Origin of the sequence: Brucella sp. 22210 (assembly GCF_052045675.1) — a bacterium.
Classification (GTDB): domain Bacteria; phylum Pseudomonadota; class Alphaproteobacteria; order Rhizobiales; family Rhizobiaceae; genus Brucella.
Genome location: NZ_JBQEPD010000003.1, coordinates 106,678 through 125,364, shown reverse-complemented (window position 1 = coordinate 125,364; position 18,687 = coordinate 106,678). Strand labels below are relative to the sequence as shown.

The window sequence follows — 18,687 nt, the reverse complement described above, 5'->3', positions numbered from 1 at the left end:
CGCATCCCGAAAAGTGTGAAACGGTTTTCGGACAAGGTGCGCGTTGAAACAGAGGATTAGAGCGCCGATCTGATGCAATCAGATCGGCGCTCTAAAGAAAGCGATTATTCAGCCGCGATGAGCGGGGCGTTGGCAGCGCCCGGAAGATCGAAATGGACCGGACGCAGCGAGACATAGCCATTGCGGATATCCAGCACATGCGAATAGACCTGCGCGCCGCTTTCCAGCACCGGAAGCTTTTCCTCATGCATGATGCTGATGACGATGGCGTCGGGGCAGCGGGTCTTCAGGGATGCATGGAAGCGCGCCTTTGAAGCTGGGTCGAGAGCGCCCGTGGCTTCGTCGAGGAAAATGATCGACGGCTTGTGCAGGAGAATGCGCGCCAGCACGATCTTCTGCTTCTGCCCGCCGGACAGAACCATATCCCAAGGCGCGCCACCGGCATCGCTATCGTTCATCCGCTCGATGAATTCACCAAGACCCGCTTCATGCAGGACGGCAGCAACGGCAAGATCGCTGAAGCTTCCGGCATCGCCCGGCAGACTGACAAGCTGCTTCAGCGACACGGACGGGAATTTTGCATCCTGCGTCGCATAGAGCGAGGTCGCATTCTGCGGATAGATGATATCGCCAGTGCCATAAGGCCAAAGACCATTCAGCGCCTTCACGAAGGAGGTTTTGCCCGAGCCGGATTCACCGCGCATATAGACCCAGTCGCCAGCGCGGATATTGATCACGCCGGAGCGCAGGAACGGCGCCTCGCTGTCCGGCCCCTGCATCAGTGTGAGGTTACGGACAGACAGGCCAAAGCGCGGATGCTGACGGGCGAAGGCAAAGCGGTTGACGCCCGAACGCGCATAGAATCCCGACGGGTCCTGCACATTTTCCATGGCCTGCGCCAGCCCGGTCACGCGGTTTGCATTGGCGCGCAGATTGGCGATTGCAGGCATAACCTGAATGAACCACGAGCAATCATTGATCATGGCGGCAACCAGTTCCGCACCCGTGACATAATTACGGAAGCTCACCGACCCGCTCATATAGGGCAGAAGGCCCGGAATATAGGCGACGATGCGGTTGGACAGGAAGCCATAGGCCTGCGAGAAGGCGAGATAAGCCGCGTCAAAACGATTGAGCTTGTTCCAGGTGCCGTCGACATCCTTGTAGAGACGTTCATTCACCGAACGCTGGACGGCCTCGCCATTGGAGGCGGAAATCTGGAAGCTGCGACGCAGAAGGGTTGTCCATTCGCCACGATAGGAACCTTCCGCCTGCTGAATGCCGAGATTGAGGCGCTCCAGACGGCGACCAATCTTGATGGCGACGAACGTACCAAGCGGCACGTAAATCAGGATGGCGGCAAAGGCGAGAACCGCGCTGCCATAAGAGCCAAAGACTTCCAGCCCTTCCACATCCGTGGACATTTCAATGAGCTTCTGCCCAATGAAGAAGGCCGACAGAACCACGCCGACAATGCCCATCACGAGGCCAATGGCGCCGCCGGTCATGCCCTTGATCGATTCCTGCAAGCGCTGATCGACATTGTCTATCTGGTCCGTGCCGCGACCCTGCTGCAAATGGAAATGCGTGTGCTTGCTATTGAGAAGCGCTGCGGAGAACTGGTCGTTCAGCCACTTGCGCCACTTGCGATGCAAGGTGGTGGAGAGGAAATGGCGCGAGCCGACCAGCATCACATCCTTGGCCAGCATCAGCAGGATCAGGAGACCGGCATTGGTTGAAATGGCAATCAGCGGGCTTTGAACCGGCGCGGTATTCACATTGACGATGGAGTTCATCAGATGGCCGGAGGCTTCCGCCACCCAGACCGTCATCTTGCTGACGAAAGCCGTCAGAAGAAAAATGGCGGCGGTGAGCGCCCAAGCTTCTCTCCAGCGGTCGGACACCCAATAGGCGCGCATCAGGCCCCAGAACGAGGTCATGCTGGCCACGGCAGACTTGTCCCCTTGGTGCAGGCTTGCCTGCCGGGACTGTCGTTCTATCTGCCGTACTCCTTTCAATCCGCACCTCGCTTCCAGTTCACCAATTGTAACTCTGTGTAACACATTGCAACAAACTGTGGTTAACGCAATGTTAACAGTCAATACAAAACGCGAGCACAGAATCTTGAAAAGCGGGATGCGCCCTTTCAAGAACCTGAAATCGTTCAGCTATTGGATGTACTAAATTTTATGGGAAAGCGCCGTTTTATGCGGAAAACGGACGCTTAGAAGCAAATATGCAACATGATTCGGCGTGATCGGTCTGTTACAAGGCGAGAAATGCCTGCAATCGCGGCACAGCGAAATCGAGGAAGACCTTCACGCGCTGGGGCAATCTGGCCCCACCGAGGAACACGGCATTCACCTCTTCCTCATCACTTTCGATGACATCCGCCAGCACCTCCACCAGGCGTCCGGCAGCTATGTCGTCGCGCGCATGATAATGCGCGATGCGGGCCAGCCCCACCCCGGCTAGGGCCATGCGGCGCACCGTTTCACCATTATTGGCGAGCAATGATCCATAGACGGCGCGGTCGACAATGCGACCGCTTTCCTTGAGCGGCCAGACCGGCGCAACGCGGCGGAAATTGAAGCCGATGCAATTATGCTCGGCCAGATCGTCAACCGAGCGCGGCGTGCCGCAGCGCTCCAGATAAGCGGGGGCCGCCACGATCTTGCGCCGCGCCAGACCGATCTTGCGCATCATCATGCTGGAATTTGCAAGCTTGCCGGTGCGAAAAGCCACATCGGTCCGGTCGCGATAGAGGTCGACAATCTCGTCGTTGAGCGACAGATCCACCACGATATTCGGATAGGCGCTAAGAAACTCCGGCAGCACCGGCTCCAGCCCCAGTGTGCCGAGTGCAACCGATGTGGTGATGCGCACCGTGCCGCCGGTGCTGGCCGAGCCTTGCGATAGTTCGCGCTCGATCTCGTCAAAGTCGTGCAGCAGCCCCTGACTGCGCTCATAATAGATGCGCCCTTCGGCGGTGAGCGACAGGCGGCGGGACGACCGCTCCAAAAGCCGCACGCCAAGCCGCGTCTCGATGCGGGAAATCAGCTTGCTGATCGTCGATGGATTCATGCGCAAAAGACGCGCAGCCTCCGAGAAGCTGCCCGCGTCCACGACCCGCAGGAACACCTGCATCTCACCGGCGCGATTATCCATCCATGACCCCATCTGTGAAATTGTTTCATAGATAATGTGGAACGACAGCGGATTTTCAAGTGGGAATGTTGGGCCTATCTCTTTGTGCATCACAGGATTCTAATGGATTCCTGACTGGAAGCGTTTGCCTCCCAAGCTTCGTGCGCCTCCGCGCGAAACGCCTCCAGCCAGTCAACAGGAGTTACAATGAAGATCGTCAACGCACACGGCGCGGCTATTCCCGCGCTCGGTTTCGGCGTTTTCCGTATGTCGGACGCCGAAGTGGAAGCCGTCATTCCAGCCGCACTGGAAACAGGTTTCCGCCATTTCGATACCGCTCAGATCTATCAGAACGAAGCAGCCCTTGGCCTAGCCTTGCAGAAGGCTGGCGCGCGTCGCGATGATCTGTTCCTGACCACCAAGGTCTGGGTCGATAATTATAGCGAAGAGAAGTTCGCTTCTTCCGTGACCGAAAGCCTCGACAAGCTGCAAGTCGATCAGGTCGACCTTTTGCTGCTGCACTGGCCAGCGCACAAAGTGTCGATTACCGAACAGGTCGATTTGCTGAATGCGGTTCAGGCTTCGGGCAAGACGCGCTTTATCGGCGTCAGCAACCAGAATATCGCGCAGATGAAAGAATCGATTGAACGCAGCCAAGCGCCAATCGTGACCAACCAGATCGAGGTTCACCCTTATCTCGACCAGAACGCGATTGCTGCTGCCGCCAAGGAAGCAGGCGTTGCCATCACTGCCTATTTCGGCATGGCCGATGGCGCGGTTCCGCGTGATCCGGCTTTGCAGGCCATCGGTGCGAAATACGGCAAGACCGCCGCACAGGTTGCGCTGCGCTGGCTCATCGAACGCGGTTTCATCGCGCTTTCGAAGACCGCCAAGCCGGAACGTGTCGCGGAAAACTTCGACCTGTTCGACTTTGAACTCAATTCTGAAGACATGGCGGCGATTGCAAAGCTCGCCCGTCCTGACGGACGTCTGGTCAGCCCTCCCGAGCTGGCGCCTGTCTGGGACAAGTAACACGGAGATTTCGCTATGAGTGCTTCAAACGCTCAGACAAGCGCAACCCAGGCGGCCGGTTTCAACTGGCCGCTTCTTGCGCTTGCAATCGGTGCCTTCGGCATCGGCACCACCGAATTTGCGCCAATGGGCCTGCTGCCCGTCATCGCCGATGGTGTGAATGTATCGATCCCGACCGCTGGCCTGCTGGTCAGCGCCTATGCGATTGGCGTCATGATCGGCGCGCCGATCATGACTCTGGCGTTCGGGCGTTTCGGCAAGCGCACCGCGCTGATGCTGCTGATGGCGATCTTCACCATCGGCAACATCCTGTCGGCCTTTGCACCGGATTACTGGACGCTTCTGGCTGCTCGTCTCGTGACGAGCCTCAACCACGGCGCGTTCTTCGGTCTCGGCTCCATCGTTGCAGCCAGCGTCGTGCCGCCAGAAAAGCGGGCCAGTGCTGTTGCGACCATGTTCATGGGTCTCACCATCGCCAATATTGGCGGCGTCCCGGCAGCAACCTGGATCGGCCAGCAGATCGGCTGGCGCATGTCATTTGCGGGAACTGCGGTTCTCGGCCTCGTCGCCATTGCCGCCCTGTGGCTTTCACTGCCGCGCGGTGAAGCGGGCAAGATGCCCGATATCCGTAAGGAAGTGGGTGTTCTGTTGCGTCCAACCGTGTTGAAGTCGCTGGCGACAACCGTGATGGGTGCAGGCGCGATGTTCACGCTCTACACCTATGTTGCCGCCGTTCTGGCTGATCGCACCGGCGCTTCGGAAGGTTTCGTGACGCTGGCGCTCGTCATTATCGGCGTGGGCTTTACCGTCGGCAATGCGCTGGGTGGCCGTCTGGCCGACTGGTCGCTGAATGGCGCAACGCGGATCTTCCTCGGCCTGCTCGCTGTCATCAGCTTCGTGCTGCCGCTCGCGCTCAACAGCCATGTCGGCGCGCTCATCAGCCTGCTGGCGTGGGGTGCTGCTGCATTCGCCATCGTGCCGCCGGTTCAGATGCGCGTGATGCAGGCTGCATCCGAAGCACCGGGTCTGGCTTCGTCGATCAATATCGGCGCATTCAACCTTGGCAATGCAGTGGGTGCCGCTCTCGGTGGCGCGGTGCTGAGCGCGGGCTACGGCTATGCGGCCATCCCGGTGGCAGGTGGCCTTCTGGCAGCGGCGGGTCTGCTGTTCACACTGTCACGCCGCCCGAAGGTGGAGCTTGCCCCCACAGCTTGCTGATAGATTTGCCCCGGCGCGCGCCTGATCAATCGAGCGTGCGCCGGAAGCGCAACAGAGCCATCGTGGCAAACAGAATAACGAACAGGATCAGCGCATTCACCTCGCCGGCAATATCGGCAAGGGTTGCGCCTTTCAGCATGACGGCGCGCACGATGCGCAGGAAATGCGTGAGCGGGAAAATCTCGCCCAAGGTCTGCGCCCAGTCGGGCATGCCCCTGAACGGAAACATGAAGCCCGACAGCATCAGCGACGGCAGAAAAAAGAAGAAGGTCAGCTGCATGGCCTGCATCTGCGTGCGCGAAGCGGTCGAAATCGTATAGCCGAGCAACACCAGCGACAAAACGAAGATCAGCACGCAAGCCAGAAGCAGCGCCAGCGATCCGATGAACGGCACGCCGAACAAAAGCTTTGCCGCAACCAGCACGACCACCACCTGCACCGCCCCCACAGCGAGAAACGGCAGCACCTTGCCCAGCATGATCTCGGCAGGCGTGGCAGGCATGGCCAGCAGGTTTTCCATGGTGCCACGCTCGGTTTCACGGGTCAGCGCCATGGCCGTCATCATCACCATCGTCATTTGCAAAATGACGCCGAGCAGGCCGGGCACGATATTATATTGCGACACGCCTTCCGGATTGTACCGACGATGCACGATCACCTGTAGCTGGCTGCGCGCGGCCTCCGTCGCTTCGGCCTGCTTGCCCTGCTCGCGCAACAGCGCCTGACTGGCCACAGTGCTCAGCGTCGAAATTGCCCCGCTTGCCACAGAAGGGTCGGTCGCATCGGCTTCGATGAGAATTTGCGGTGCATCGCCTGCATCCACCCGCCGTGCAAAGTCGGACGGGATGGTGACGACAAAGGAGACCGTGCCATTGGCAATCAGCGCTTCGGCTTCGGCGGCGCTTTGAACCACATGATCGAAGCGGTAATAGCCGGTGGTTTCCAGCGCCGAAATCATCGCCCGGGTGTAATGATCCTGACTGGTGACGACCACGGCGCTTGGCAAGCTTTTCGGGTCATTGTTGATCGCAAAGCCGAACAGCAGAAGCTGCATCAGCGGCACAACCAGCATCATGGCGAAGGTAATGCGGTCGCGCCGCATCTGGATGAATTCCTTCATCAGCATCGCGCCAAGACGCTCGAATGAAAACCAGCTGCCCGTCGTCATCCTTTGCTGCTCCCGGCCTTGTTACTCCCGGTGCTGGCTGCTTTCGACATATTGTCCTGCGCATTGGCCATGAACTGGATGAAGACATCCTCAAGGCTGGTTTCGCCCGCCTCGACGGTAATCCCGTCACGATGCCTGATCTTGTCGAGCGCAATTTCAAGCTTGGCCCGGTCGGAGCCGACAACGTGCAGCGTCGCCCCGAATGGCGCCACTTGCAGAACGCCCGGCTCATTCTCCAGTTCGCGCGCAACATCGCCCAACCGCTGGCCGCTGACGATGAAAGTCGTAAGACCCGCCTCGGCGATCACATCCCTGACCGTTCCCGTCGCCAGAAGCTTGCCATAGGAAATATAGCTGATGCGGTGGCAGCGCTCGGCTTCGTCCATGTAGTGGGTTGAAACCAGCACCGTCAGGCCACCATCGGCAAGGCGATGAATCTCGTCCCAGAAATCACGCCGCGCCTTGGGGTCGACACCGGCGGTCGGCTCATCCAGCAGCAGAAGCCTGGGCTTGTGCATGATACAGGCGGCAAGCGCCAGCCGTTGTTTCCAGCCGCCGGAAAGCGTGCCGGCAAGCTGATTGCCGCGCGATGTCAGCCCAAGCTCTTCCAGCGTGCGCGCCACATGGTGCCGCACCGGCTTCAGACGATAAAGCCGCGCCACGAATTCAAGATTTTCGGCGATGGTCAGGTCTTCGTAGAAGGAGAAGCGCTGCGTCATGTAACCGACCTCGCGCTTGATCTTCAGCCCTTCCGTGCGCAGGTCGAAACCCAGCACCTGCCCCTCGCCTTCATCGGGCGTCAGCAGGCCACACATCATGCGGATGGTCGTAGTCTTGCCGGAACCGTTCGGCCCCAGAAAGCCGACAATCTCGCCCTCCGCCACCGACATGCTCACATGATCGACGACAGTTGCGTCGCCAAACCGCTTCACCAGACCTTTGACATCAATGGCGTTCGACATGGCCGCCTCCGCCTACCGGGCAACCAGATCGACATCGACGATCTGGCCCGGCTGGAGCGGCGAAGCCGGATCGACTGGATGCGCCTCGACGAGATAGACAAGCTTCTGGCGTGTTTCGAGCGAATAGATCACCGGCGGGGTGAATTCCGGGTCGGGCGACCATAGCTCACCTTCGCCTTGAGGTCTGCTGCGCAGCCGTCGCAACGGACCGAGAGCAAATCTCCAACCCGGACAGAAGAGAACTTGGCTTCAGGAATATAGACTTTCAGTCTCACCGCGCCGTCCGGCAGCATGGTCAACACTGGCGCGGTCGGTCCGGCGGTGTCGCCCGGATTGCGGATGACATCGGTGATCCGCCCGGCAGCGGGCGCAACAATGGTACGCTTGGTCAGATGCCAGCGTGCGGAATCGAGCTGTGCGGCAGCGCTCTTGACCGCGTTTTCAGCGGCCTTGATTTCTTCCGGGCGGGCAGGCAAACGCCCCACGGCCAGATTGGCCATGCTCTGATTGATGGACGCTTCGGCCACTTCCACGCTGGTTTTGGCATCGTCCAGCTGGGCCTGCGTCATGACCCCGCGCTTTGTCAGGTCCTGCGTGCGCAAAAGCGTGCGCCGCGCATCGTCGGCCTGCGCATTGGCGGTACGCACCGACGCCTCCAGAACCGCAATTTCATCCGGGCGCTTGCCAACCTGCAAATCGGCAAGCTGCGCCTGGGCCTGCGCCAAAGCGGCTTCTGCCTGCGCAACGGCAATCTTCGCATCCGTCTCTTCGGTGAGCGCAATCGGCTTGTCCGGTTCCACACGGTCGCCGCGCTTCACCATGACGGATTGCACCTGCGCAACTTCCAGCGGGGCAAGCTGTACGAACTCGCCTTCGACATAGCCGACAGCCAGCGGCTGGCTGCTGCACGCCGCGAACAGATAGGACGCGAAAGGAACGATACAGAGAAGGCTCATTGCACTTCGTCCTTATTATGCTGTTCATCGCGGGCAGCGAGAATGGCAAACAGATTTTGCCGCGCGATGGCTGCAACCGCCTTGGCTTCATCGGGACCGAAAGCCGCCCAGCCCATGCGCCGCTTCACCGCCTCCTGCCCGATCCGGAAATAAACGACCTGTCCAAGCAGCGTGAAAACGGTAAGACGCGTTTGCTCGCTTTCTGCCGGTTCGCCAGTCGCCGCTTCCCAGACGGCGCAAAGCCGTTTGTGTGTCGGCTCGAAAACGCCGGAATAGATGCGGTCTAGCGCCGCTGTCGGATGCGCCAGCTCGCGCAACAGAAACTGAACGATTTCGCCGGATGCCGGTTGCGCCACGATAAACTGCACCATCCGCTCCAGCGCGAAACCCAGCTGCTGACGCGCAGCTTCCTTCGTGGTCGCAGGGGCACCAATTGCCCCGTAATGGCCAAGCGCCTGACCGGCAACACCTTGTATCGTCTCGACAATATAGTCGGCAGCAGCAAGCCGCAGCCCTTCCTTGCCGCCGAAATGATAGGCGATGGAGCCGATATTCGCCTTGGCATAAGCCGCGATCTCACGCGTCGAGGTGGCGTCGAAGCCTTTCGAACCGAACAGCTGCAAAGCCGCATGGATCAGCGCCATGCGCGTCTGGTCACTGGATAGTGACGGTTCGCTTTGGGCGGGGTTGGTGACGGTGCCAGTATTGCGCGGTTTTTTCATAATATAATTTAATCAATCGATTGATTAAATGTCAAGCAATCGAAAACTGCGTGAGGACATCGCGCAGTTTTCGGTCAGATTCGGCGAGGTTTTACGAAGGCCTCTCGCCCATCATTTCGCGCTGGCGATAACTTTCTCCAGCCGCGTCTGGACGATCTTCGGCTTCTTGGCGGCAACGATCTGTTCTAGATTCGCCGGATTATCACCGACTGCAATCACCGCAACCATGCCCATGGCGAAGTGCGGCGTGCATTTGACGAGATAGGCGCCTGGCTCCGTGACGGTCAGCACATAGTTCTCGTTCATCTTGCTTTTGAACGGGGCCACGCCTGCCGGGAGCATGTCCTTGACCGACTCGACATAATGCCCCTTGTCCACCGAGATGAAGGTTACCGTGTCGCCCGGTTTAGCCTTGATATAGGCCGGTTCGAACACCATGACGCCTTCAGCGCCCTTGTTCAGCATGTGCACTTCAATATTCTCAGCGAAAGCGGGGGCAGCAAGCAGGCCCAAGACACCGGCGGCAAGTCCCAACGCGGTCATACGCATTTTCATCTCGATCTCCATCACGAGCGCCGCGGCTGCCCAAGCGGACAGGCCGAAAGCGCCCAAACATGCGGGCAAAGCAGCCCGCAATCGGAAATCTAGTCCCTTCATTTCAGCTTTTCCTTGATTGCAATCAAGGAAGCAGAATGACAAACGGGTTCAGTGCAGGCCAAGATAGGCCTTGCGCACCTCAGCATTGTCCAGAAGCGAAGCGCTGTCACCTGACAGATGAATGCGGCCATTGACCATGACATAGGCGCGCTGCGACAGTTTCAGTGCGTGATTGGCATTCTGCTCGACCAGAAAAATGGTCTTGCCCATCGCGGCAATCTCTCCCAGCACCTCGAAGACGCGCTTCACGACCAGCGGTGCCAGCCCCAGCGAAGGCTCATCGAACAGGATCAACTCGGGCCGCGCCATCATGGCGCGCGCAATGGCCAGCATCTGCTGCTCACCGCCGGACATGGTGCCCGCAACCTGATTGCGACGCTCCTTGAGGCGGGGAAACAATTCAAACATGGTCGCGCGGTCGGCGTCGAAATGCTCCATCCCGACAGGCGTGGTGCCCATCATCATGTTCTCCTCGACCGACATTTCCTGATAGATTTGCCGCCCTTCCGGCACCAGCGCCACGCCCCGTCTGGAAATACGGTTGGTCGCCAGCCGGGAAATGTCCTCGCCACGATGAACGATCCTGCCTTTCGACGCGCGCGGCGAGCCGAAGATTGTCGAAAGCAGCGTGGTCTTGCCTGCGCCATTCGCGCCAATCAGGCTGACAATCTCGCCCTTGGAAATATGCACATTGACCGAGCGCAGCGCTTCCACCGCACCATAATGCGCGTGCACATCCACCAGCTCCAGAAGCTTGTCGGTTGCGCCCTGCCCGTTTGGTTCCGCCACCTGGCTCACGATTGCACCTCTTCTTCGCTGACACCGAGATAGGCAGCGATCACTGCCGGATCATTGGCCACCTGTTCAGGCGTTCCATCGGCAATGACCTCGCCGTGATCCAGCACGACAATGTGGTTCGATATACGCATCACCAGCCCCATATCGTGCTCGATCACCAGCACGGTCAGTTCCTGTTCGGCGCAAAGCCGCTGGATGATCTGGGAAAGCTCATGCGTTTCGGATGGATTCAGCCCCGCCGCCGGTTCGTCGAGACAGATAAGCTGCGGCCCGGTACACATGGCGCGGGCGATCTCCAGCCGTCGCTGCCGGCCATAGGGAAGTTCGCCAGCCAGCCGGTTGGCGTCTTCAAGCAGGTTCATCTGGCCGAGCCAGTAATAGGCGCGGTCCACCGCTTCGGTTTCCGCCTTGCGGAAGGCCGATGTTTTGAAGATGCCGCTCAACAGCCCGTTGCGGGTGGCAAGATGCTGGGCAACCAGCAGGTTCTCCACCACCGACATTTCCTTGAACAGCCGGATGTTCTGGAATGTGCGGGCGATGCCCGCCCGCGTCACCTGATGGGAGCCGCCGGTGATCGGCTTGTCCATATAAGCGCCGATGTCACGCGGGCCTTCCGGACCGTTGAGCACGATGCGGCCTTCGCTCGCGCGATAAAAGCCGGTGATGCAGTTGAACATCGTCGTCTTGCCAGCGCCGTTGGGACCGATCAGCGCGGTAATGCCGCCTTTCGCCACCGAGAAATTGACCCCGCGATTGGCGACGATGCCGCCAAACCGCATGGTGACATTTTGAACTTCGAGGATAGGCGCGTTCATCGGCTGGCCTCCATGGTCAATTGATCCGGCTTGGAGGAAAGCCCCGCCGTTACCACCGCCTCCGACGACGGGAAGAACGCCGGGCGCGTGACCCGCACCAGACCGCGCGGCTTCCAGATCATCATGACGACCATCAGCACGCCGAAAATGAAGACGCGATATTCTGCGAAGTCGCGCAGCAGTTCCGGCAGGATGGTCAGGACCAGCGCGGCGAGAATGACACCCACCGTCGAGCCGAGACCACCCAGCACCACGATGGCGAGGATGAGCGCGGATTCGAAGAAGGTGAAGGATGTCGGGTTCACGAAGCCCTGATGCGCCGCGAAGAACACGCCTGCAATCCCGCCCGTCGATGCGCCAAGCATGAAGGCGGAAAGCTTGATGAAGACGTGATTGACGCCAAGCGACCGGCAGGCAATCTCATCCTCGCGCAGCGCTTCCCACATGCGCCCCAGCGGCATGACGCGCAGGCGCTCCACCGTGTAGATCACCCCACAGACGACGAGGAACAGCACGAAATACAGAAACCAGAACTTGTAATCGGAATTATAGGCGATGCCGAAGAAGTCGTGGAACGGCGTGCCGCCCTGCTTTGCGGTCCGGCTGAACTCCAACCCGAAGAGCGTGGGCGCGGGCGCGGGGGCGCCGTTCGGTCCTCCGGTGAAGTCCAGCCAGTTGTTGAGCACAAGGCGAATGATCTCGCCGAAACCCAGTGTCACGATGGCGAGGTAATCGCCATGCATCTTGAGCACCGGAAAGCCGAGAATCATGCCGCAAAGGCCTGCGAGAAACGGCGCGATGACCAGCGCGCTCCAGAAGCCCAGCCCCAGATATTGCGAGCCGAGCGCCAGAAGATAGGCCCCCACTGCATAGAAGGCCACGAAGCCCAGATCGAGCAGGCCAGCCAGCCCGACGACGATGTTCAGCCCCAGACCCAGGAGGCAGTAGATCAGCGCCAGAATGGCGATGCCGAGGAAATATTTGTCGGCCACGAATGGCAGCATCAGCCCTGCCAGAAAAATCACCGCCAACAGCGGGGCTGCGGATTTTTCCTTGCCGGTCCTGACCGTGACGCCGCCGTTATTGCTGGACAAAAGGGCTTTCAGCCTCGCGCCAAACGGGCTCATGCCGATCAGCGAAAATATCAGCCGTCCGGCTGTGACGATGGCAGCAAGCGTGACGGCCCGCATCAACTCATTGCGGAAGGAAAAGCCGTCCAGCACGAGACCGGAGATAGGCCCAAGCAGGATCAGCGAAATCGTGAAAGTCAGCAGCGCTTCCTTGAAAAGCGCGAGAAGACGGTCGTTCAGCATGGTTTCCGGCCCCCTCAGACTTTCTGGATTTCCGGACGACCAAGCAGGCCGTAAGGACGGAAGAACAGAAGAACAATCAGCAAGGCAAAGGCAAAGACGTCCTTGTAGTCCGTGCTGACATAGCCGGCGAACAGTGCTTCGGTGAGGCCAAGCAATATGCCGCCGAGCACTGCGCCCGGCAGAGAGCCAATGCCGCCAAGTACTGCCGCCGTGAAGGCCTTGATGCCCATCACGAAGCCGATGAAGAAATTGAACGAACCATAGTTGAAGGTCACCAGCACGCCGCCGACGGCAGCCGTTGCTGCACCGATCACGAAGACGGTGGAGATGGTGCGGTCCGTGTTGACGCCGAGGATCGCAGAAATGCGGATATTCTGCTGGGTCGCGCGGCACTCCCGGCCAATGCGCGTATAGCCGATCACATAGGTCAGAATGCCCATGGCGACCAATGAGGCCAGCAGGATCACGGTCTGCATATAGGTGATCTGGGCGAAGTGCTGTTCGGTGCCGAACCGGAAAGCGCCCTGGATCAGCGTCGGCACGCCCTGATCGCGCGCGCCTTGTGAAATCTGAACATAGCTTTGCAGCATCAGCGATATGCCGATCGCCGAAATCAGCGGCGCCAGTTTGGTGGAGCCGCGCAACGGCCTGTAGGCCACGCGCTCGATCACCCACCCGTAGACCGCCGTGATGGCGCAGGTGATGATCAGGATCGAGATCAGCGCGAAAGGAACCGACTGAACGCCGAAGAAGCCCAGCACCGCAAGCGTGATCGCGGCAATATAGGCCGACACCATATAGACGTCGCCATGAGCGAAATTGATCATGCGGATGACCCCGTAGACCATCGTGTAGCCGACAGCGATCAGTCCGTAGATAGCGCCCAGCGTGATCCCATTGATCAGCTGCTGGGCCAGAATATAGAAGTCCATGGCAACCCCTTTTGCATTCAGAGCGACATGCGATCTGAACTCTTGGTCCGACGCATCCAGCCGAACAGCGTGACGTGCTGTGGATGCGGTTCAGGCAAGGAGGAACCAGCCAGACCGCAGGGTCTGGCTGGAGCTGGTAGAGCCTTAATTGACGAGAATTGGGGTTCCCTTGTCGTCGAAATTATAGAAGACGAACTTGAAATCCTTGATGTCGCCCTTCTCGTCCCACGTGATCTTGCCAATGGCGGAATCAACCGTGTTGTTACGCAGCCAGTTGGTCTGGGCCTTGATGTCGTCACCCGCCTTCAACGCAGCCACGATGGCCTGCGCATTGGCATAGCCATAGAGCGTGTAGTTGGCTGGCGTGATATTCGCCTTCTTCAGCGCATCCTGAACGCCCTTGGTCGACGGATCGGCCAGCGGGTCCGGCGTTGCCGAATAATAGACGTTCTTGAGATTGGCCGCGCCGCCAGCCGCCGCAATCAGCTCGGTCTGCGCGAAGGAATCGCCGCTCACCACGATCACATCCAGCCCCTGTTCCTTGATCTGGCGGATCAGCGGGCCGCCTTCCGGAATCAGACCGCCGAAATAAACCGCCGTTGCGCCGGAGCTCTTGATCTTGGTCACCAGCGCATTGAAGTCGCGTTCGCCGCGCGTCAGTCCTTCATAGAGAACCGGCTTGATGCCGCGTGCTTCGATGGTCTTCTTGACTGCATCGACCAGGCCCTGACCATAGGTGTCCTTGTCGTGGATCAGCGCGATCTTGTCCCGCTTCAACGTGTCAAGAATGAACGAACCGGCGACGACTGCCTGCTGATCGTCGCGCCCGCAACCGCGAAACACGGTTTCAAGACCACGCTCGGTCACCGTTGGATTGGTGGATGCAGGAGCCATCTCCAGAATGCCCGCATCGTTATAGATTTCAGAAGCGGGGATGGTGCTCGACGAGCAGAAGTGGCCGATCACCGCCTGAACCTTGTCCTGATCGACAAAACGGTTGGCAACGGCAATCGCCTGCTTCGGTTCACAGGCATCGTCGCCCTTCACCAGTTCGATCTGCTTGCCATTGATGCCGCCGTGTGCGTTCACATCGTTCACATAAGCGGAAACGCCGCTGTAAACCTGTTCGCCGAATGTCGCATTGGGGCCTGTCATCGGGCCTGCGACACCGATCTTGATCGTATCGGCGGCAAAGGCCTGCGACAGCAGAAGACCGGACGCGATGGCCGATCCGGCGAGAAGTCTTGCGATGGATTTCATGGAGTTTCCCTCTGGTTTTAACCGTTGTTCTTATCGAAGCGATTTCTGTTCCGATGGAAGTGTTCGAACCGCTCCAACTCTTTGCTTGCATGCATTTTCGGGGCAAAATCGCTTTATATTCTGACTGGAAAGGTTCTGGCCGCTTTCGGCCCTCACCATTTCCTCGCGACTGGTCGCATCGCGCCAATCATCTGATTTTGCTTGCCTATTACCTCCACCAAACAAAAGCCGGCCAGCTGAATCGCCGTTTTTGCGGCTTGTTTTCATGTTGACACATATATGATAAGTGACGTATTTAAAGATCGTCAAGTGGAAATACGAATGAGCGTGGCCCGACACCATCAAGACGCATCAATTCCAGACCCCGACGGCCCGATCTTCCACCCGCCTCCATACGACCCAGCACAAAGAAACGCCGTGATCGGCGACACGCCAGGAACCACAGGCCAGGGAGCCCAGACATGAACATGATCGCGTTCGAAAGCCGGCGCGCGGCGACCATCAAATCCTCACCGTCGATGGCCGTTTCGATGGCGGCCAAGGCCATGCGGGCCAGAGGCGAAAACGTCCTCGACCTGTCGCTCGGCGAGCCGGATTTTGATACGCCGTCGCATATTGTCGAGGCGGCAATCGGCGCGATGAGCAGCGGCATCACGCGCTATACCGCACCTGACGGCCTGCCGGAGCTGCGCCAGGCCATTGTCGATAAGTTCAAGCGCGAGAACGGTCTCGACTATGCGCTGGACGAAATTTCGATCGGTAATGGCGCAAAGCAGATCCTGTTCAACGCCTTTCTCGGCACGCTGGAGCCGGGCGATGAAGTGATCGTTCCTGCTCCTTACTGGGTGTCTTATACCGATCTGGTGATCCTGCATGGCGGCCTGCCGAAAGCGATCGCCTGCGGTGTGGAAGACGATTTCAAGATCACGCCGGAGCGGCTGGAAGCGGCAATCACCCCGAAAACCCGCTGGTTTCTGTTCAACTCGCCGTCCAATCCAACCGGCGCGATCTATACGGCGGATGAATTGAAGGCGCTGGGCGAAGTGCTGGCACGCCATCCGCGCGTCGCGATCATGTCGGATGAAATCTACGAACATATCGTCTGCGGCGACACACCCTTCACGTCATTCGCCATTGCCTGCCCCGATCTGCGCGACCGCACATTGATCATCAACGGCGTTTCCAAGGCCTATGCCATGACCGGCTGGCGCCTCGGCTATGCGGCGGGTCCGAAGGAACTGACCAAGGTGCTCAACAAGCTGCAATCGCAGAGCACCACCTGCCCCTCCTCCATCACGCAGGTTGCGGCCGCGGCCGCCCTCAACGGCCCGCAGGATTTCGTGCGGAAGGCGGTTGCGGAATACAAGGCGCGTGGCGAACTGGTGACAAAGGGCTTTGGCGCCATTGCGGGGCTTGAAGTGCGCGCGCCGGAAGGTGCATTCTATCTCTTCCCGAAATGCGCCGCCTATATCGGTAAAGTGACGCCGGACGGCACTCTGATTGCGAATGATACGATGCTCGCTTCCTATCTTCTGACCGAAGGCAAGGTCGCCACTGTGCCCGGCGCGGCTTTTGGCGTTGAACCTTATATCCGCCTCTCTTTTGCGACCTCCCGGGAAAACCTGACCGCAGCCATCGAGCGCACATCCGTTGCCCTCGCAAAACTTCGCTAATTAGGACCTCTTCATGACCCACTTTCAAAGAACGCTGTTGACCGGTGCTGCCGGTCGCCTCGGATCGGAGCTGCGCAAATCGGGAACACGGCTGGGCCAGACCGTACGCTTGTCGGCGCTGGAACCGTGTCAGGATCTCGCGCCGCATGAAGAGGACTTCCCCGCCGATCTCGCGGACTTTGACGCGGTTTCGCGCGCTGTCGAAGGCTGCGACGCCATCATACATATGGGCGGGCAGTCGGTGGAAGCGCCCTGGAAGACCATCCTCGATTCCAACATTTCCGGCGGCTACAATATTTACGAGGCAGCCCGCCGCCATGGCGTGAAGCGCATTGTCTTTGCAAGCTCCGTCCATGCCATCGGCTATTACGAGCGGACGGATACCATTGACGGCAATGTTCAGACGCGACCGGATAGCCTTTATGGCGTCTCCAAAACCTTCGTGGAAAATCTGGCCCGCTATTACTTCGACAAGTTCGGCATCGAAACCGTCTGCATCCGCATCGGCTCCTCCTTTCCGGAACCGACCGACCGTCGCCATCTGATCACCTGGCTGTCCTTCGAAGACTGCCGCCAGCTGGTCGAGAAGTGCCTGTCGGCACCGCGTGTTGGCTTCATGGTCGCCTATGGCATGTCGAACAACAGCGAATCCTTCTGGGACAACCGCACCGCTGCCGTGCTCGGCTACAAGGCCAAGGACAGCGCCGACGATTATCGCGACGCGGTTTTCGCCAAGACGCCGCAGGGCGATCCCAACGATCCGGCAGTCCGGTTTCAGGGTGGCAGCTTCTGCGCCGCCGGTCATTTCGAAGACGAAAACAAGTAGGCTTACAATGCAGGCTTCCAAGACTTCCTATGATGTCGTCATTGTCGGCGGCGCAGTTGTGGGCAGCGCGACCGCCTATTTTCTGGCGACCAACCCCGATTTCAACGGCACCATACTGGTGATCGAAAAGGACTGGACCTATCAGCGCTCGGCAACGGCGCTGTCGTCCAGCTCCATCCGCCATCAGTTTTCCAATGCCATTAATGTGCAGGTTTCGCGCTTCGGCACGGAATTCATCCGCAATTTCCGCGAAAACGTGGCCGTCGATGACGACACGCCGGAAATCGGCTTCCACGAAGCAGGCTATCTGTTCCTCGCCGCCGATGACCGCGGCGATCAGGTTCTGCGACGCAATCATGAAACGCAGGTTTCCTGCGGCGCGGAAGTTTCGCTGTTGGATGTGGATGGCCTTGGCCAGCGCTTTCCCTGGCTCAATCTTGAGGGGCTGACGCTTGGCAGCACCGGCGAACGCGGCGAAGGCTGGTTCGACAGTTCCGCGCTCATGCAGGGTTTCCGCAAGAAGGCGCGCTCGCTCGGCGTCGAATATATCGAGGACGAGGTGGTGGCCGTCAACCGTGAGGGCGACCGCATTGTTTCCGTGACCACCAAAAGCGGGCAGACGATTGCCTGCGGCACGATGGTCAACACGTCCGGCACCAACGGCAAGAAAGTCGCCCGCATGGCCGGGCTGGACATTCCGGTCGAACCACGCCGCCGTTCGCTGTTCGTCGTCGATTGCCGCACACCGCTGGAAGGCAAGGTGGGCCTGACCATCGACCCAAGCGGCGTGTTCTTCCGGCCTGAAGGCAAGTTCTATCTGATGGGCACCTATCCCAAGCACGACCCGGAAGTCGACCCGAACGATTTCGATGTCATGCATGACGAGTTTGACGAGGAAATCTGGCCGACCTTGGCCAATCGCGTTCCGGCTTTCGAGGCGATCAAGGTCGTCAACTCATGGGCTGGCCATTACGACTATTGCACGCTCGATCACAATGTCATTCTGGGACCGCATACCGAGGTGAAGAACTTCCTGTTCGCCAACGGGTTTTCCGGTCACGGATTGCAGCAGTCGCCAGCCATGGGACGCGGCTTGAGCGAACTGATCATCTATGGCGCGTTCAAGACGCTCGACCTCTCGCCCTTCGGCTTTGAGCGCGTGACGGCTAACCGTCCATTCCTGGAGGATGCCGTGATCTGACCGGCCT

The 18,687-nt window shown here is 59.3% G+C and carries 16 protein-coding genes and 1 pseudogene; 5 read left to right on the top strand and 12 right to left on the bottom strand.

Annotation, left to right across the window (positions count from 1 at the left end):
• Nucleotides 1–104: 104 nt before the first annotated feature.
• Entirely contained in the window at nucleotides 105–1,949 is a 1,845-nt protein-coding gene (locus ACTJKP_RS05530) for an ABC transporter ATP-binding protein/permease (RefSeq protein WP_440629962.1), read from the bottom strand.
• Between the two features lie 316 nt (nucleotides 1,950–2,265).
• Entirely contained in the window at nucleotides 2,266–3,168 is a 903-nt protein-coding gene (locus tag ACTJKP_RS05525) for a LysR family transcriptional regulator (protein ID WP_440629961.1), read from the bottom strand.
• Nucleotides 3,169–3,354: 186 nt separating this feature from the next.
• Between ACTJKP_RS05525 and ACTJKP_RS05520 the strand changes: the two genes are divergently transcribed.
• Both ACTJKP_RS05520 and ACTJKP_RS05515 read left to right on the top strand, forming a co-directional pair.
• A complete protein-coding gene (locus ACTJKP_RS05520) occupies nucleotides 3,355–4,179 on the top strand; it encodes an aldo/keto reductase (RefSeq protein WP_440629960.1) in 825 nt (274 codons plus the stop codon).
• 15 nt (nucleotides 4,180–4,194) lie between these two features.
• The gene (locus ACTJKP_RS05515; RefSeq protein WP_440629959.1) at nucleotides 4,195–5,397 is read left to right on the top strand and encodes an MFS transporter; all 1,203 of its coding nucleotides are present in this window, start codon (nucleotides 4,195–4,197) and stop codon (nucleotides 5,395–5,397) included.
• A 25-nt stretch (nucleotides 5,398–5,422) separates the two neighbouring features.
• Here the strand turns inward: ACTJKP_RS05515 and ACTJKP_RS05510 are convergent, their stop codons facing one another.
• From ACTJKP_RS05510 to ACTJKP_RS05465, 10 genes and pseudogenes are all read right to left on the bottom strand, one after another.
• Nucleotides 5,423–6,565, bottom strand: a complete 1,143-nt coding sequence (locus tag ACTJKP_RS05510) for an ABC transporter permease (protein WP_440629958.1) — start codon at nucleotides 6,563–6,565, stop codon at nucleotides 5,423–5,425.
• Nucleotides 6,562–7,527 carry an ATP-binding cassette domain-containing protein gene (locus ACTJKP_RS05505; RefSeq protein WP_440629957.1) on the bottom strand — a complete coding sequence of 322 codons (966 nt, stop codon included), beginning with the start codon at nucleotides 7,525–7,527 and terminating at the stop codon, nucleotides 6,562–6,564. The genes ACTJKP_RS05510 and ACTJKP_RS05505 overlap by 4 nt, the downstream gene beginning before the upstream one ends.
• Nucleotides 7,528–7,539: 12 nt before the next feature.
• A pseudogene (locus ACTJKP_RS05500) lies at nucleotides 7,540–8,483 on the bottom strand (HlyD family secretion protein).
• Nucleotides 8,480–9,205, bottom strand: a complete 726-nt coding sequence (locus tag ACTJKP_RS05495) for a CerR family C-terminal domain-containing protein (protein ID WP_440629956.1) — start codon at nucleotides 9,203–9,205, stop codon at nucleotides 8,480–8,482. Before ACTJKP_RS05495 ends, ACTJKP_RS05500 begins: the two are co-directional and overlap by 4 nt.
• Nucleotides 9,206–9,316: 111 nt before the next feature.
• Nucleotides 9,317–9,754: a pseudoazurin gene (locus ACTJKP_RS05490; RefSeq protein WP_182520037.1), complete on the bottom strand. Its 438-nt coding sequence runs from the start codon at nucleotides 9,752–9,754 to the stop codon at nucleotides 9,317–9,319.
• Nucleotides 9,755–9,910: 156 nt separating this feature from the next.
• Nucleotides 9,911–10,660 (bottom strand): ABC transporter ATP-binding protein, encoded by a 750-nt coding sequence (locus tag ACTJKP_RS05485; protein WP_440629955.1) that lies wholly within the window; start codon nucleotides 10,658–10,660, stop codon nucleotides 9,911–9,913.
• The gene (locus ACTJKP_RS05480; RefSeq protein WP_138783422.1) at nucleotides 10,657–11,475 is read right to left on the bottom strand and encodes an ABC transporter ATP-binding protein; all 819 of its coding nucleotides are present in this window, start codon (nucleotides 11,473–11,475) and stop codon (nucleotides 10,657–10,659) included. Before ACTJKP_RS05480 ends, ACTJKP_RS05485 begins: the two co-directional genes overlap by 4 nt.
• Complete coding sequence (gene livM, locus ACTJKP_RS05475) at nucleotides 11,472–12,788, bottom strand: high-affinity branched-chain amino acid ABC transporter permease LivM (protein ID WP_440629954.1); 1,317 nt, start codon at nucleotides 12,786–12,788, stop codon at nucleotides 11,472–11,474. The genes ACTJKP_RS05480 and livM overlap by 4 nt, the downstream gene beginning before the upstream one ends.
• 14 nt (nucleotides 12,789–12,802) lie before the next feature.
• Complete coding sequence (locus ACTJKP_RS05470; RefSeq protein ID WP_078339029.1) at nucleotides 12,803–13,720, bottom strand: ABC transporter permease subunit; 918 nt, start codon at nucleotides 13,718–13,720, stop codon at nucleotides 12,803–12,805.
• Nucleotides 13,721–13,864: 144 nt separating this feature from the next.
• Complete coding sequence (locus tag ACTJKP_RS05465; RefSeq protein ID WP_440629953.1) at nucleotides 13,865–14,980, bottom strand: branched-chain amino acid ABC transporter substrate-binding protein; 1,116 nt, start codon at nucleotides 14,978–14,980, stop codon at nucleotides 13,865–13,867.
• A gap of 461 nt (nucleotides 14,981–15,441) precedes the next feature.
• Here ACTJKP_RS05465 and ACTJKP_RS05460 point away from each other — a divergent pair, with 461 nt between their 5' ends.
• The 3 genes from ACTJKP_RS05460 to ACTJKP_RS05450 are packed head-to-tail and all read left to right on the top strand — an operon-like array spanning nucleotide 15,442 to nucleotide 18,680.
• The gene (locus ACTJKP_RS05460) at nucleotides 15,442–16,653 is read left to right on the top strand and encodes a pyridoxal phosphate-dependent aminotransferase (protein WP_440629952.1); all 1,212 of its coding nucleotides are present in this window, start codon (nucleotides 15,442–15,444) and stop codon (nucleotides 16,651–16,653) included.
• Nucleotides 16,654–16,666: 13 nt separating this feature from the next.
• A complete protein-coding gene (locus ACTJKP_RS05455; RefSeq protein WP_440629951.1) occupies nucleotides 16,667–17,479 on the top strand; it encodes an NAD-dependent epimerase/dehydratase family protein in 813 nt (270 codons plus the stop codon).
• Between the two features lie 7 nt (nucleotides 17,480–17,486).
• Nucleotides 17,487–18,680, top strand: a complete 1,194-nt coding sequence (locus ACTJKP_RS05450) for an NAD(P)/FAD-dependent oxidoreductase (RefSeq protein WP_440629950.1) — start codon at nucleotides 17,487–17,489, stop codon at nucleotides 18,678–18,680.
• The last annotated feature ends 7 nt before the right edge of the window (nucleotides 18,681–18,687 follow it).